Annotated in this window: 14 protein-coding genes; 11 read left to right on the top strand and 3 right to left on the bottom strand. The window is 63.1% G+C overall.

Features of this window, described 5'->3' with window-relative positions:
* Positions 1-12 precede the first annotated feature (12 nt).
* Both LNV23_RS13770 and LNV23_RS13765 read right to left on the bottom strand, forming a co-directional pair.
* A complete protein-coding gene (locus LNV23_RS13770; RefSeq protein ID WP_263517329.1) occupies positions 13-1,323 on the bottom strand; it encodes a polyhydroxyalkanoate depolymerase in 1,311 nt (436 codons plus the stop codon).
* 240 nt (positions 1,324-1,563) lie between these two features.
* Positions 1,564-2,766, bottom strand: a complete 1,203-nt coding sequence (locus LNV23_RS13765; protein WP_263563485.1) for an amino acid aminotransferase — start codon at positions 2,764-2,766, stop codon at positions 1,564-1,566.
* 159 nt (positions 2,767-2,925) lie between these two features.
* Here LNV23_RS13765 and uvrB point away from each other — a divergent pair, with 159 nt between their 5' ends.
* The 9 genes from uvrB (at position 2,926) to tsaD (ending at position 11,767) form a co-directional block, all read left to right on the top strand.
* Complete coding sequence (uvrB, locus tag LNV23_RS13760) at positions 2,926-5,019, top strand: excinuclease ABC subunit UvrB (protein WP_263563484.1); 2,094 nt, start codon at positions 2,926-2,928, stop codon at positions 5,017-5,019.
* 206 nt (positions 5,020-5,225) lie between these two features.
* Positions 5,226-5,759 carry a Fe-S cluster assembly transcription factor gene (locus tag LNV23_RS13755; protein ID WP_263517326.1) on the top strand — a complete coding sequence of 178 codons (534 nt, stop codon included), beginning with the start codon at positions 5,226-5,228 and terminating at the stop codon, positions 5,757-5,759.
* A 47-nt stretch (positions 5,760-5,806) separates the two neighbouring features.
* Positions 5,807-7,027, top strand: a complete 1,221-nt coding sequence (locus tag LNV23_RS13750; protein WP_263563483.1) for an IscS subfamily cysteine desulfurase — start codon at positions 5,807-5,809, stop codon at positions 7,025-7,027.
* Between the two features lie 91 nt (positions 7,028-7,118).
* Complete coding sequence (gene iscU, locus LNV23_RS13745) at positions 7,119-7,505, top strand: Fe-S cluster assembly scaffold IscU (RefSeq protein WP_102770308.1); 387 nt, start codon at positions 7,119-7,121, stop codon at positions 7,503-7,505.
* 10 nt (positions 7,506-7,515) lie between these two features.
* Positions 7,516-7,839 (top strand): iron-sulfur cluster assembly protein IscA, encoded by a 324-nt coding sequence (gene iscA, locus LNV23_RS13740; RefSeq protein WP_102770309.1) that lies wholly within the window; start codon positions 7,516-7,518, stop codon positions 7,837-7,839.
* 131 nt (positions 7,840-7,970) lie between these two features.
* Positions 7,971-8,501 (top strand): Fe-S protein assembly co-chaperone HscB, encoded by a 531-nt coding sequence (hscB, locus tag LNV23_RS13735; RefSeq protein ID WP_263563482.1) that lies wholly within the window; start codon positions 7,971-7,973, stop codon positions 8,499-8,501.
* Positions 8,502-8,504: 3 nt separating this feature from the next.
* On the top strand, positions 8,505-10,361 hold the full coding sequence (gene hscA, locus LNV23_RS13730) for a Fe-S protein assembly chaperone HscA (RefSeq protein WP_263563481.1): 1,857 nt from the start codon (positions 8,505-8,507) through the stop codon (positions 10,359-10,361).
* A gap of 27 nt (positions 10,362-10,388) precedes the next feature.
* Positions 10,389-10,727 carry an ISC system 2Fe-2S type ferredoxin gene (gene fdx / locus LNV23_RS13725; protein ID WP_263563480.1) on the top strand — a complete coding sequence of 113 codons (339 nt, stop codon included), beginning with the start codon at positions 10,389-10,391 and terminating at the stop codon, positions 10,725-10,727.
* 8 nt (positions 10,728-10,735) lie between these two features.
* Positions 10,736-11,767, top strand: a complete 1,032-nt coding sequence (gene tsaD / locus LNV23_RS13720) for a tRNA (adenosine(37)-N6)-threonylcarbamoyltransferase complex transferase subunit TsaD (RefSeq protein ID WP_263563479.1) — start codon at positions 10,736-10,738, stop codon at positions 11,765-11,767.
* A gap of 12 nt (positions 11,768-11,779) precedes the next feature.
* On the opposite strand, the gene LNV23_RS13715 is transcribed toward tsaD, so the two are convergent.
* A complete protein-coding gene (locus LNV23_RS13715; RefSeq protein WP_263563478.1) occupies positions 11,780-12,217 on the bottom strand; it encodes an Hsp20/alpha crystallin family protein in 438 nt (145 codons plus the stop codon).
* Between the two features lie 376 nt (positions 12,218-12,593).
* On the opposite strand from LNV23_RS13715, the gene rpsO reads away from it, so the two are divergent.
* Positions 12,594-12,863, top strand: coding sequence for a 30S ribosomal protein S15 (rpsO, locus tag LNV23_RS13710; protein WP_102770315.1), 270 nt, complete (start codon positions 12,594-12,596; stop codon positions 12,861-12,863).
* 256 nt (positions 12,864-13,119) lie between these two features.
* Positions 13,120-15,249: a polyribonucleotide nucleotidyltransferase gene (gene pnp, locus LNV23_RS13705; protein WP_263517320.1), complete on the top strand. Its 2,130-nt coding sequence runs from the start codon at positions 13,120-13,122 to the stop codon at positions 15,247-15,249.
* Positions 15,250-15,251 lie beyond the last annotated feature (2 nt).

Below are 15,251 nucleotides of genomic sequence, written 5' to 3'. Positions count from 1 at the left end.
CAGTCGAGCGCTTCAAGTCTTGGCGCGGCCTTTGCGTGCCTTGCTGACGGTTGCCTGAGCTTCGGCCTCGGCAGCGGTTTCGCCGTGGTCGTATTTGGCAATGAAGTCGCGCACTTCCGGGTAGACCTTCTCACGCCAGCGGCGGCCGGAGAAGATGCCGTAATGCCCGGCGCCGACGGCGTCGTAGTGGTACTGATGCTCAGGCGCGATGCCGGAGCACAGCGCATGGGCGGCACGGGTCTGGCCGGCTCCAGAGATGTCGTCCAACTCGCCTTCCACGGTCAACAAGGCTGTGCCTTGGATGTCCTGTGGGCGAACCAGCTGACCTTTGACGTTCCAGCTTCCGTTGACCAGCGCAAAGTCCTGGAACACGGTCTTGATGGTGTCCAAGTAATACTCTGCTGGCATGTCCAGGACGGCGTTGTACTCGTCGTAGAACTGGCGGTGCGAATCAGCGCCGTCGTCGTCGCCACGCACCAGGTCGAGGAAGTAGTCGTAGTGCGAGCTCAGGTGGCGGTCCGGGTTCATGGCCACGAAACCGGTGTGCTGCAAGAAGCCGGGGTAGACCGCGCGGCCAGCACCGGGGAAATTGGTCGGCACGCGGTAGATCACATTCGACTCGAACCAGTTGAAGCTGCGGTTCATGGCCAGGTTGTTGACCGCAGTCGGACTCTTGCGAGCGTCGATGGGGCCGCCCATCATGGTCATGCTGCGCGGTGTGGTCTCGCCAAGGCTTGCCATCAAGGAGATCGCAGCCAGCACCGGCACTGTGGGCTGGCAGACCGAGATCACATGGCAGTCCGGGCCCAAGTGACGGATGAACTCCTGCACATAGGCGATGTAGTCGTCGAGGTGGAAGGGGCCGACTTCCAGCGGCACCATGCGGGCGTCCGTCCAGTCCGTGATGTAGACCTTGTGGTCCTTGAGCAGTTGCTTGACGGTGTCGCGCAGCAGGGTGCTGTGGTGACCCGACAAAGGCGCCACGACCAGCACCGTCGGCTGGTCCTTCATCTTGCTCAGCACCGCCAGATCATCGGTGTAGCGCTTGAAGCGCAAGAGGCGGCAAAAGGGCTTGTTGATGGGCACCAGTTCCTGCACGGCCACTTCCACGCCGTCCACTTCGACTCCGCGGATGCCGAATTCCGGCTTTTCGTAGTCCTTGGCCAAACGATGCATCAGGTCCAGCCCGGCCGAGACGCGTTGGGCCATAGGGGCATGGGAAAACGGCGACAGCGGATGGCTGTAGAGCTTGGCAGAGGCTGCCGCGAACTCCGAAAACGGGCTCATCAGGGCGCGTTGGGTTTCAAAAAGCTGGTACAGCATGGGTAGGCCTCGGGGTCATGGCGCGCCGAACCGCGGAGAGGGCGGTGCTGCGCTGGGTTGCTGAAGCTCGATCTTGCCTGAAATCAATGGTGCGGTGCAGCATTTTACTCCGCGCGGCACAGTGGCATGGTCGGCTATTAGCGGTGAAAAGCGTGACAGCTCGCAGCGAACAAACCCGAAATTGTGCGCAGAACGCCCCAAATCGGGGCGTTCTATGAGTGGCTCACGCGACTCCGGGCCTCAGCCTCGCAGCACCGCCGACATGGCTGCAGCCACTGCCGGCAAGTTCTTCTCGTTCAACGCGGCCACGCAGATGCGGCCTGAATCCACGCCGTAGATGCCGAACTCCGTGCGCAGGCGCTGCATTTGCGCGGCACTCAGACCCGAGTAGCTGAACATGCCTTTTTGGCGGGTGACGAAGCTCAGGTCCTGCTTGACGCCAGCGGCCTGCAAGGCGCTGACCAGGGCCGAGCGCATGGCGCGAATGCGCAGGCGCATGCCGGCCAGTTCTTCTTCCCACAGGGCGCGCAGGGCCGGGCTGGACAGTACGGTGGCCACCACCTGGGCGCCATGCGTCGGCGGGTTGGAGTAGTTGGTGCGGATGACGATCTTGAGCTGGCTCAGTACGCGGCCGGCTTCTTCGCTCGACGCGCACACCACGCTCAGCGCACCGACACGCTCGCCGTAGAGAGAGAAGCTCTTGGAGAAGCTCGTCGAAACAAAGAAGTCCAGGCCGGCGGCCAGGAACTGCTGGATGACGGCGCCATCTTCAGCAATGCCTTCGCCAAAGCCCTGGTAGGCCATGTCGAGGAAGGCGATCAGGCCGCGGGCTTTCACGGCCTCGACCACCTGGCTCCACTGGGCCGGTGTCAGGTCGTAGCCAGTTGGGTTGTGGCAGCAGGCGTGCAGCACGAAGACTGTGCCGGCTGCGGCGGCATTCAAAGCAGCCAGCATGCCCTCAAAGTTGACGCCCAGATTGGCGGCGTCGAAGTAGGGGTAGGTGTCGACCTGGAAGCCCGCATTGGTGAACAGGGCGCGGTGGTTTTCCCAGGAGGGGTCGGAGATCAGCACGCGGGCGCCGGGGTTCAGGCGCTTGAGAAAGTCGGCGCCGATCTTCAGGCCGCCGGTGCCGCCGATGGCTTGCACGGTGGCCACGCGCTTGTCGGCCAGAACGGCGCTGTCCGCGCCGAAGACCAAGCCTTGCACGGCCTTGTCGTAGGCGGCGATGCCGTCAATAGGCAGGTAGCCGCGGGCCTTGGGATCGGCCAGCATGGCGCGCTCGGCCTCGGCCACGCATTTCAGCAGGGGGAGCTTGCCGTTTTCGTCAAAGTAGACGCCAACTCCCAGATTCACCTTGGCCGGGTTCGGATCGGCATTGAATTGTTCGTTGAGGCCCAGGATGGGGTCGCGGGGGGCCATTTCGACGGCGGCAAACAAGGACATGGAAAGCTTCCTGACAGGACGGTGGCATGAACAACAAAGTGCAATCGCTGGGGCTTGCGGCGCTGCGGCTCGGCCTGCGCTACCCTTGCGGGTTGCCCAGCCTTGCGATTTTAGGTGGGCCCTTCGCTTCTCTCCTTGTTACTGACCCGGCTCCAGCACATGCAAGATTCAGATCGCCTCATTGACAAAACTGCCGAAGGTGCTGAGGTGCCCAAGGGTGAGTTCGTGTCTTTCGAAGGCTCGCCGTTCCAGCTGTTCCAGCCATTTCCACCAGCTGGAGACCAGCCGACGGCGATTGCGCAGCTGATTGAAGGCATCAATGACGGCTTGAGCTACCAGACCCTGCTGGGCGTGACCGGCTCGGGCAAGACCTTCACCATGGCCAATGTGATCGCCCGCCTGGGTCGCCCGGCCATCATCTTTGCGCCCAACAAGACGCTGGCGGCCCAGCTATACAGCGAGTTCCGCGATTTCTTTCCCAACAATGCGGTCGAGTATTTCGTCAGCTACTACGACTACTACCAGCCCGAGGCCTATGTGCCGCAGCGCGACCTGTTCATCGAGAAGGACAGCGCCATCAACGAGCACATCGAGCAGTTGCGCCTCTCCGCCACCAAGAGCCTGATGGAGCGGCGTGATGTGATCATCGTGGCCTCTGTTTCGGCCATCTACGGCATCGGCAACCCGAGCGACTACCACCAGATGGTGATGACGCTGCGCAATGGCGACAAGATGGGGCAGCGTGATGTCATTGCCCAGCTGATTCGCATGCAGTACACCCGCAATGAGGTGGAGTTCAGCCGTGGTGCTTTCCGCGTGCGTGGCGACACCATCGATGTCTTTCCTGCCGAGCATTCGGAATTGGCCCTGCGCATCGAGCTCTTCGATGACGAGGTCGAGACTTTGCAGCTCTTCGACCCGTTGACCGGCAAGATCCGTCAGAAGATCGCTCGCTTCACCGTCTATCCGAGCAGCCATTACGTCACGCCGCGCGAAAAGGTGCTGGGCGCCATGGAGACCATCAAGGAGGAGCTGCGCGAGCGCCTGGGTTTCTTTGTCAAGGAAGGCAAGCTGGTCGAGGCCCAGCGCCTGGAGCAGCGCACCCGCTTCGACCTGGAAATGTTGCAGGAGGTGGGGCACTGCAAGGGCATCGAGAATTACACCCGGCACCTGTCCGGCGCCGCGCCAGGCGAGCCGCCGCCGACCTTGGTGGACTATCTGCCCAGCGATGCGCTGATGTTCCTGGACGAAAGCCATGTGCTGATCGGCCAGTTCGGCGGCATGTACAACGGCGACCGCGCGCGCAAGACCACGCTGGTGGAGTATGGCTTCCGCCTGCCCTCGGCCCTGGACAACCGCCCACTCAAGTTCGACGAGTTCGAGCGCAAGATGCGCCAGGCTGTTTTTGTGTCCGCAACGCCGGCGGCCTACGAACAGCAGAATGCCGGGCAGGTGGTGGAGCAGGTGGTGCGACCCACCGGCTTGGTCGACCCCCTGGTCGAGGTGCGCCCGGCCACCCATCAGGTGGACGATGTGCTGCAGGAAATTCGCCTCCGAGTGGAGGTCAATGACCGCGTTTTGATCACCACCCTGACCAAGCGCATGGCCGAACAGCTGACCGATTATTTGAGCGACAACGGCGTCAAGGTGCGCTACCTGCACTCCGATGTGGACACGGTCGAGCGGGTCGAGATCTTGCGCGACCTGCGCTTGGGTGCATTCGATGTGCTGGTCGGCATCAACTTGCTTCGTGAAGGTCTGGACATTCCCGAGGTCTCGCTGGTGGCGATTCTGGATGCGGACAAGGAGGGCTTTTTGCGCTCGGAGCGCAGCCTCATCCAGACCATCGGCCGTGCTGCCCGCAACCTCAACGGCAAGGCCATTCTGTACGCCGACCGCGTCACCGAGTCCATGCGCAAGGCCATGGGGGAGACCGAGCGCCGCCGCAGCAAGCAGCTGGCTTTCAATGAGGCGAATGGCATCACGCCGCGCAGCATCAACAAGCGCATCAAGGACTTGATCGACGGCGTCTACTCCGAAAAGAGTGGCCGGGACGATCAGAAGCTCCTGCAGGTGGCCGAGGTGGAGCAGATGTCCGAGAAGGACCTCAGCAAGCGCATGGCCTTGCTGGAGAAGCAGATGCTGGAGCATGCCCGCAATCTGGAGTTCGAGAAGGCAGCCCGCGTACGGGATCAGTTGGCCCAGCTGCGCGAGCAAGCCTTTGGCGCGGTGGTGCACGACAATATCGCTTAGCCGCGGCGCTCAGCGCAGCTCTGCCGCCTGGGCTCAAGGCCCTGCCGAATCTCTGGTTTTGGGGTCGCCCGGCAAGACTCTCAGTAATTGAGTAAAATAGTCGGAATTGGTCAAGGGTAAACCCGTCAAGCGGGTCGGCCCTGGCCCCGGTGCTTCACAGGGCTTCGCTCTTGGCGCCTGGTTCTGCGGACTCAAAGGAGAGTGATATGCGTCTCACCACCAAAGGTCGGTTTGCCGTCACAGCGATGATTGACTTGGCGCTGCGTGAAAACGGCGGCCCGGTCGCGCTGGCTGCCATCAGCCAGCGGCAACAGATTTCGCTGTCCTATCTGGAGCAGTTGTTCGGCAAGCTGCGTCGCCATGAGCTGGTGGAAAGCACACGCGGCCCGGGCGGCGGGTATTCCTTGGGCCGCAAATCCAGCGAAATAACCGTGGCCGACATCATCGTGGCCGTCGACGAGCCCATCGATGCCACCGGCTGCGGCGGTAAGGAAAACTGCATGGGCGAGGACACCGGGCGCTGCATCACCCACGAGCTCTGGACCAGTCTCAACGCCAAGATGATCGAGTACCTCGATTCGGTGTCCCTGCGCAAGCTGGTGGAAGACCAGCTGTCCAAGGGCGTCACCATTGAAGAGTCGCCGATGAAGCGCGCCATTTCATCGACGCCGGTGGTCAAACCCATTCGCATCACCGCCCCGAATTCGGTCTTCGCCCTCGGCAACGCCTTTACCAAATAAGACTGCCAGCCCAGTCGCCAGCACAGAACAAAAAGCCAATCTCGAACATGGACATGACCCCGCATTTCCCCATCTATCTCGACTACGGTGCTACCACGCCGGTGGACCCACGTGTGGTCAGCGCCATGGTGCCGTGGCTCAGTGAGCATTTCGGCAACCCGGCGTCGCGCAGCCATGCCTGGGGCTGGGAGGCGGAAGCGATCGTCGAGAAGTCGCGCGAACAGGTCGCGGCTCTGATCGGCGCCGACCCGCGCGAGATCGTCTGGACCTCGGGTGCCACCGAGTCCATCAACCTCGCCATCAAGGGCGCAGCCCAGTTCTACAAGACCCGCGGCAAGCACATCATCACGCTCAAGACCGAGCACAAGGCGGTGCTGGACACCTGTCGTGAGTTGGAGCGCCAGGGCTTTGAGGTCACTTACCTCGAGGTGCAGGCCGATGGCCTGCTGGATCTGGAGGCGTTCAAGGCGGCCATCCGCCCGGACACCATCCTGGCCTCGGTGCTGTATGTCAGCAATGAGATCGGAGTGATTCAGGACATCCCTGCCATTGGCGCGATCTGCCGCGAACGCGGCATCATCTTTCACGTTGATGCCGCCCAGGCTACCGGCAAGATCGCCATCAATTTGGCCGAGCTGCCGGTGGATCTGATGAGCCTGGCTTCGCACAAGACCTATGGCCCCAAGGGCATCGGCGCCTTGTATGTGCGCCGCAAGCCGCGTGTGCGCCTTGAAGCGCAGATGCACGGTGGCGGCCAGGAGCGCGGTATGCGCTCGGGTACCTTGGCCACGCACCAGATCGTCGGCATGGGTGAGGCGTTTCGCATCGCCAAGGAAGAAATGGCGTCTGAGGGCGAGCGCATCCGCATGTTGCATCAGCGTCTGCTGAATGGCCTCAAGGACATCGAACAGGTCTTCGTCAATGGCGACCTGGAGCGCCGCGTGCCGCACAACTTGAACATGTCCTTCAACTATGTGGAGGGCGAGTCCCTGATCATGGGTGTCAAGGGCTTGGCGCTTTCATCTGGATCGGCCTGCACTTCGGCCAGCCTGGAGCCGAGCTATGTCTTGCGCGCCCTGGGTCGCAGCGACGAGCTTGCGCATTCTTCTCTGCGCATGACCATCGGCCGCTTCACCACCGTGGAAGAAATCGATTACGCGATCGCCACCCTCAAGGATCGTGTGGCCAAGTTGCGCGAGCTCTCGCCGCTGTGGGATATGTACAAGGACGGCATCGACCTCAGCACCATCCAGTGGGCAGCCCACTGAAAGACCACAGCCCGCCGCGGACCTGAATCTGTGGCGAGCCGGCTCTACGACCAATTTGTCGCAGGGCAGCCAATAGCTAGGAGAAAAAATCATGGCATACAGCGAAAAAGTCGTTGATCACTACGAAAACCCGCGCAATGTCGGCGCCTTCGAAAAGGGCGACGAGTCGGTCGGCACCGGCATGGTTGGTGCGCCGGCATGCGGCGATGTGATGAAGCTGCAGATCAAAGTCAACCCGGCCACTGGACTGATCGAAGACGCGAAGTTCAAGACCTATGGCTGCGGCTCGGCCATCGCCTCAAGCTCGCTCGTGACTGAATGGGTCAAGGGCAAGAGCCTGGATCAGGCCCTGGCCATCAAGAACACCCAGATCGCCGAAGAGTTGGCCCTGCCGCCGGTCAAGATCCACTGCTCCATCCTGGCCGAGGACGCCATCAAGGCGGCCGTGGACGACTACCGCGCCAAGCACACGCAGTAAGGACGGCGCCATGTCAGTGACCGTGACCGAAGCCGCCGCACGCCATGTGACGCGCTACATCAGCAAGCGCGGCCGCGGCGTCGGCGTGCGCCTGGGCGTCAAGACCACCGGCTGCTCCGGCCTGGCCTACAAGCTGGAGTACGCCGACGAGGTGGCCCCCGAGGACGTGATCTTCGAAGGCCATGGCATCAAGATCCTGATCGATCCCAAGAGCCTGCCTTATCTGGACGGCACCGAGCTGGACTTTGTCCGCGAGGGCCTGAACGAGGGCTTCAAGTTCCGCAACCCGCGCGAGAAAGACCGCTGCGGCTGCGGCGAGTCCTTCCGCGTGTAATACAGTGCTGCGCCGCGCGAGCGGTGCAGGCCAGGAGGGCGCGGCGTCGGTCCGCGCTTTTTTCATGGCCGAAGCCGAGTGGCGGCAGCCCTGCGCCCGCCCCAAGATTCGAAAAGCCCGAGACCTGTTCCATGAAACTCGATGACGACGACTTCAGCCTGTTCGGCCTGCCGCAGCGGCAGACCCAGGATCGCGCCGCCATCGATGCCAGCTGGAAGGCCTTGCAGGCCCAAGTGCACCCCGACCGTTTTGCGGCCCAGGGCGCTGCGGCGCAGCGCCTGAGCGCGCAGTGGGCGATGCGGGTCAATGAAGCGCACCAGCGCTTGCGTGATCCGCTCAAGCGCGCAGCCTATCTGTGCGAGCTGCGTGGTGTGCCCTTGCAGATCCACGATAACACCCGCATGCCCACGGCGTTCCTGATGGAACAGATGGCCTGGCGCGAGGCCCTGGACGAGGCGAAAGGCCTGGCCGAAGTGGAGGCACTGGATGCCGAGGTGGCCACGCGCGAGCGCGAGCTGCTGACTGAAGTGCAAGGCCTGCTCGAGGCGGCCGACGATGTGATGGCCTCCACGGCAGCTGCCGCCCAGCAGGTGAGAGCGCTGATGTTCATTCACCGATTCCGTTCCGATCTCGATCGACGCCTGGAAGCCCTAGGACAATAAGACATGGCTTTGCTGCAAATTTCCGAACCGGGCCAATCGCCCAATCCGCATGAGCGTCGCATCGCGGTGGGTATTGACCTGGGCACCACCCACTCTCTGGTGGCCGCTGTGCGCCACGGTGTGGCCGAATGCCTGCCCGATGAGCAGGGGCAGGTGATCCTGCCCTCGGCTGTGCGCTACCTGGAAGAAGGGCGCCGTCAGATCGGGGCCGCTGCACTGGCCGCGCAGGCCGAGGACCCGGTTAACACCATTGTTTCGGTCAAGCGTTTCATGGGCCGCGGCCTGGCCGATGTGGCCGAGCGCAGCCAACTGCCCTATGACTTCGAAGACACGCCGGGCATGCTGTCCCTGCGCACCCGCGATGGCCTGAAGTCGCCGGTAGAGATCTCGGCCGAGATCCTGGCCACCTTGCGCTTCCGTGCCGAAGACAGCTTTGCCGATGATGTGTTCGGTGCGGTAATCACCGTGCCTGCTTACTTCGACGACGCGCAGCGCCAGGCCACCAAGGACGCGGCCCAGCTGGCCGGCCTGAATGTGCTGCGCCTGATCAACGAGCCCACGGCCGCGGCCATTGCCTACGGCCTCGATAACGCCAGCGAAGGGCTCTACGCCGTCTACGACCTCGGCGGCGGCACCTTTGACATCTCAGTGCTGCGCCTGAGTCGCGGCGTCTTCGAGGTGGTGGCGACAGGTGGCGATGCTGCGCTGGGCGGTGATGATTTCGACCGAGTCCTCGCGGATTGGGCGTTAGCGCAAAGTGGCCTGCAGCTGAGCTCGGCCCATGACAAGCGTGCGGTCCTGGTGGCAGCGCGTGCGGCCAAAGAGCAGCTTTCCAGCGCGGACAGCGCCGTGTTGCAGGCGCAGCTGGATGCAGGCGCGCTCGAACTCCGCGTGTCTCGCAGCCAGTTCGAAACCCTGGCCCAGCCGCTGCTGGCTCGCACGCTGAGCGCCGTCAAGCGCGTGCTGCGCGATGCCAAGGTGCGGGCCGACGAGGTGCAGGGCACGGTCATGGTGGGTGGCTCCACCCGCATGCCTTGCGTGCGCGAGGTGGTGAGTGCCTTGTTCGGCCGCGAGGTGCTGACCAATCTGAACCCCGATGAGGTGGTGGCCCAGGGCGCCGCCATCCAGGCCAATCAGCTGGCGGGCAATGCGGCCGATGGTGACATCCTCTTGCTGGACGTGATTCCGCTCTCGCTGGGCCTGGAAACCATGGGCGGCCTGGTCGAGCGCATCATCGAGCGCAACGCCACCATCCCCGTCGCCCAGGCGCAGGACTTCACCACCTTCAAAGACGGCCAGACCGCTATGGCCCTGCATGTGCTGCAGGGCGAGCGCGAGCTGGTCAGTGAATGCCGTTCGCTGGCGCGCTTCGAGCTGCGCGGCATTCCGCCCATGGTGGCCGGCGCTGCGCGCATCCGCGTGACCTTCCAGGTCGATGCCGATGGCCTGCTCAGCGTGGCAGCCAAGGAATTGGGCTCGGGCGTTGAAGCCACCATCCAGGTCAAGCCCAGCTACGGCCTCAGCGATGACCAGATCGCCGGCATGCTCAAGGATGGCTTTGCCAGCGCTGAATCCGATATGACGGCGCGCAAGCTGCGCGAGGCGCGTGTCGAGGCCGAGCGCATGCGACTGGCCACGCTGTCCGCCCAGGCGGCGGATGGAGATCTATTGTCAGAGGCCGAGCAGGTTGATATCGCCAGCTTGCTGCAAGCGATGGCGCATGCGGCCGATGGCGAGGATGCTGATGCCATCACCACCGCCGTTGAAGCCCTGGCCAAGGGCACCGAAGCCTTTGCCGCCGCGCGCATGAATCGCGGCATTCACAAGGCCTTGACCGGCCGCAGCGTCGACCAGATCTGAGCCGGCGCGCCGCGCCAGGAGAGCCCCATGCCCGTCATCAAGATTCTTCCCCACGCCGAGTATTGCCCAGAGGGGACGACCGTCAACGCGCCGGCCGGCACCTCGATCTGCGAGGCGCTGCTGGACAACCAGATCGCCATCGAGCACGCCTGTGACATGGTCTGCGCCTGCACCACCTGCCATGTGATCGTGCGCGAAGGCATGGCCTCGCTGTCCGAGATGGAGGAGGGCGAGGAGGACATGCTGGACCGCGCCTGGGGTCTGGAGCCTGATTCACGCCTGAGCTGCCAGGCCATCCTGGGCCAGAAGGACGTCACCATCGAGATCCCCAAGTACTCGATCAACCACGCCAAAGAAGGCCACTGAGTTCCGCCATGCTGGTTCTGGGATTCGAATCGTCCTGCGACGAAACCGGCGTGGCGCTGGTCGAGGTGCCGGCTGCTGGCGCGCCCCAGCTGCGCGCCCAGGCCCTGCACAGCCAGATCAGCATGCACCAGGCCTACGGCGGCGTGGTGCCGGAGCTGGCTTCGCGCGATCACATCCGACGCGTATTGCCGCTGACGCGTGAGGTACTGTCGCAAGCCCATGTGGCTTTGAGCGATATCGATGTCATCGCCTACACCCAGGGCCCGGGCCTAGCAGGCGCCTTGTTGGTGGGCGCTGGTGTGGCCGTGGCCATGGCGGCAGCGCTGGACAAGCCGACGGTAGGTGTTCATCACCTCGAAGGGCATTTGCTCTCACCGTTTCTGTCGGTCGATCCGCCGGAGTTTCCCTTCGTGGCTTTGCTCGTGTCCGGCGGGCACACCCAGCTGATGCGGGTGGATGATGTCGGCCAGTATCAGATGCTGGGCGAAACCATCGACGACGCCGCCGGCGAAGCCTTTGACAAGAGTGCCAAGCTGCTGGGTCTGCCCTATCCGGGCGGCCCGCATCTGGCCCGGCTGGCCGAGCAGGGCAACCCGGCGGCATTTGATCTGCCCCGGCCCATGCTCAAGAGCGGCAAGCCCGATTTCAGCTTTGCTGGCCTGAAAACGGCGGTGCTGACCCAGGTGAAGCGCCTGGGCGATGGACCGACCGAGCAGCAAAAAGCCGATCTGGCCGCCAGCACGCAGGCGGCCATCGTCGAGCTGCTGCTGCGAAAATCCTTGCTTGCCTTGAAAGAGACCGGGCTCAAGCGCCTGGTGGTGGCCGGCGGCGTCGGCGCCAACCGGCATCTGCGTGAGCAGCTCAATGCGGCCTGCGCCAAGCGTCAGATCCGTGTGCATTACCCGGAGCTGAGCCTGTGCACTGACAACGGCGCCATGATCGCCATGGCCGCCGCGATGCGTCTGCAGCGTGGCTTGGCCACGCTGCGGCCTGGCGCCGGTTTTGAGGTCAGGCCGCGCTGGACCCTGGGCGCGGCCTGAGGCAAGCGACGCTCAACTGACGTTCAGTTGGCTCGCGCCGCTCGGCTGGCGCTTGACCAGGGTCAGTGTCAGCACGCCGTGCTCCAATTTGGCGCTGGAGTCTCCCTGATTCACTTCTTGGGGCAAGGTCAGATTGCGCGAGAAGCGTGTCGCGGCCCGCTCGCGGTGCAGCACACGGCTGCCTTCGCTTGCTTCTGGGGCTGCAGCCTGTTCGGCATCGATCGTGATGCGGCGACCGTCGATGGTGATCTTGACCGCTTCCTTGCTGACGCCGGGCAGGTCCAGTTGCAGGCGGTACTCCCGGTCGGTTTCGCTGACATCAAGCGCCGGGCTGTGCAGCGAAATGGCTTTGCTGTCGGCTTGGAGCAGGCTTTCCAGGCGGCGTTCGATCTGGCGCTCCAGCTGGCGCGAGAACTCGTGGCTGTGGCGGGTCATGGGAAGCACGAACATGGCAATCTCCTGTTGATGTGAGCCGATGGTGGTCTTGGGAGGCTAGCGGTTGCTGGCCCCGTGCTGTCTGAAATTGGCCTGCTTGCCGCGCCTTCAAGAGCTGTCAAAAATATGCTTGTCCGCCACTTGGCAGAAGCGCAAACGCCTCCATTTGCGGCCGCCGCCCATGTGGAACCGTGGCGGGCGCATCGTCATCCGCCTTGTTTGCGCTATACTCAGCAGGTTTTTCGCCTTCGACTGTGGTCGGGTGGTGGAGAGCAAAGGCACGGCTCGGGTCGGTTTCACCCGTGACCGCAAGTTAAAACCATGGAAACCGTCTGAGTATCTGCAAAGCAATCTTTGCGGGCCGGCGGCTTCCGACAATCAGGAACGCAACATGTCCGTCGCAGATATCAACAAAGCAGAAATCGTTCAATCGAACGCCCGCAGCGCCAACGACACCGGCTCGCCGGAAGTCCAGGTCGCTCTGCTGACAGCCCGTATCAACGCGCTGACCCCTCACTTCAAGGCCAATATGAAGGACCACCACGGTCGTCGCGGCCTGCTGAAGATGGTCAACACTCGCAAGAGCCTGTTGGCCTATCTGAAGGCCAAGGACGCAACGCGTTACACCGCGCTGATCCAGAAGCTGGGCCTGCGCAAGTAATTTGCCGCTGAGATCAAGGAGCCTGTCTGGGTTGTTCGTCCAGTACAGGCTCTTTGTCTTTTGGCTTCGCATGGAGTTGAGCTGAAGTGGCGCTGCTGTGTCATTCCAAGGCCTCTGTGGGCGGTGTCGCTCGATCAGATTCCCTGGAATGGCATCCCGCCAAACCCAGTCTCACTCTCGGTCTTGAGGCGGCACCGCAAGCCGCTTCGACACAGCCTGCAGGCCTGGGTGCCGGCGGGCAAAGAGGAGAGACACAATGAGCTTGTTCAATAAAGTCACCAAGACCTTCCAGTGGGGCAACCACTCCGTCGTGATGGAAACCGGCGAAATCGCTCGCCAGTCCAGCGGCGCTGTCGTCGTGAACATCGAAGGCACCGTGGTGCTGGCCACTGTGGTGGCCAAGACCGAAGCCAAGGCCGGCCAGGACTTCTTCCCGCTGACCGTCGACTACCTGGAAAAGACCTATGCCGCCGGCAAGATCCCGGGCAGCTTTTTCAAGCGTGAAGGCCGCCCGAGCGAGCTGGAAACACTGACCAGCCGCTTGATCGACCGCCCGATCCGCCCGCTGTTCCCTGAAGGCTTCTACAACGAAGTCCAGGTCGTCGTGCATGTGTTGTCGTTGAATCCTGAAGTCCAGGCCGACATCGCTGCCCTGATCGCTTCCAGCGCTGCGCTGGCTGTGTCCGGCATCCCGTTCAATGGCCCCATCGGCGCTGCGCGCGTGGGTTATGTCAACGGTGAGTACATCCTCAACCCCGGCAAGACCGAGCTGATCAACAGCAAGATGGACCTGGTCGTTGCCGGTACGCAAGCTGCTGTGCTGATGGTTGAGTCCGAGGCCGATGGCCTGAGCGAAGAGATCATGCTGGGCGCCGTGGTGTTCGGTCATGAGCAGGGCAATATCGCCATCGCCGCCATCGACGAACTGGTGCGCGACGCCGGCAAGCCGAGCTGGAACTGGGTGGCCCCGGCCAAGAATGAGCCCCTGATCGCCAAGGTCGGCGCTCTGGCCGACGAGGCCCTGGCTGCTGCTTACCAGATCCGCAACAAGCAAGCCCGTACGCAAGCCTGCCGCGCCGTCACCGCCAACGTGATGGCTGGCCTGAAGGCCGATGGCGTCGAATTCGACAAGGTCGAAGTCGAAAGCTTGCTGTTCGAGATCGAAGCCCGCATCGTGCGCGGCCAGATCCTGGCCGGTGAGCCGCGTATCGATGGTCGCGACACCCGCACCGTGCGCCCGATCGAGATCAGCAACAGCATCCTGCCGCGCACCCACGGTTCGGCCCTGTTCACCCGCGGTGAAACGCAGGCTCTGGTCGTCGCTACGCTTGGTACTGACCGTGACGCTCAGCGCATCGACGCCCTGGCCGGCGAGTTCGAAGACCGCTTCATGCTGCACTACAACATGCCTCCGTTCGCCACCGGCGAAACTGGCCGCGTGGGCAGCCCGAAGCGCCGCGAAATCGGCCACGGCCGCCTTGCCAAGCGCGCTCTGATCGCCGCTTTGCCGAGCAAGGAAGACTTCCCCTACACCATGCGTGTGGTGTCGGAAATCACGGAAAGCAATGGCTCCTCGTCGATGGCTTCGGTCTGCGGCGGCTGCCTGGCGCTGATGGATGCAGGCGTGCCGATGAAGGCCCACGTGGCCGGCATCGCCATGGGCCTGATCAAGGACGGCAACCGTTTCGCCGTGCTGACCGACATCCTGGGTGACGAAGATCATCTGGGTGATATGGACTTCAAGGTGGCCGGTACCACCGGTGGCATCACTGCTCTGCAGATGGACATCAAGATCCAGGGCATCACCAAGGAGATCATGCAGGTCGCTCTGGCGCAAGCCAAGGAAGCTCGCTTGCACATCCTGGGCAAGATGGTTGAAGCCATGGGCACGGCCAACACCGAGGTGTCGCAGTTCGCGCCGCGTCTGTACACCATGAAGATCAACCCGGAGAAGATCCGTGACGTGATCGGCAAGGGCGGCGCCACCATCCGCGCGCTGACCGAAGAGACCGGCACCACCATCGACATCGGCGAAGACGGCACCATCACCATCGCCTCGACCGACGCTGAGAAGGCCGAATACGCCAAGAAACGCATCGCCGAGATCACCGCCGAAGTCGAAATCGGCAAGGTCTACGAAGGCCCGATCACCAAGATCCTGGACTTCGGTGCCCTGGTGAACCTGCTGCCTGGCAAGGACGGCCTGCTGCATATCAGCCAGATCGCCCACCAGCGCGTCGAGAAAGTGACCGACTTCCTCAAGGAAGGTCAGATCGTCAAGGTCAAGGTCATGGAAACCGACGAGAAGGGTCGTATCAAGCTGTCCATGAAAGCGCTGATCGACCGGGACGCAGCTCCGGTGCAAGCACCGGCTGACGCTGAGTAAAT

This window comes from Kinneretia sp. DJ1R-11, assembly GCF_025717595.1.
Classification (GTDB): domain Bacteria; phylum Pseudomonadota; class Gammaproteobacteria; order Burkholderiales; family Burkholderiaceae_C; genus Paucibacter_A.
Note: the sequence above shows the minus strand (reverse complement) of the source record. Positions and strands in the feature narration are given on the sequence as shown.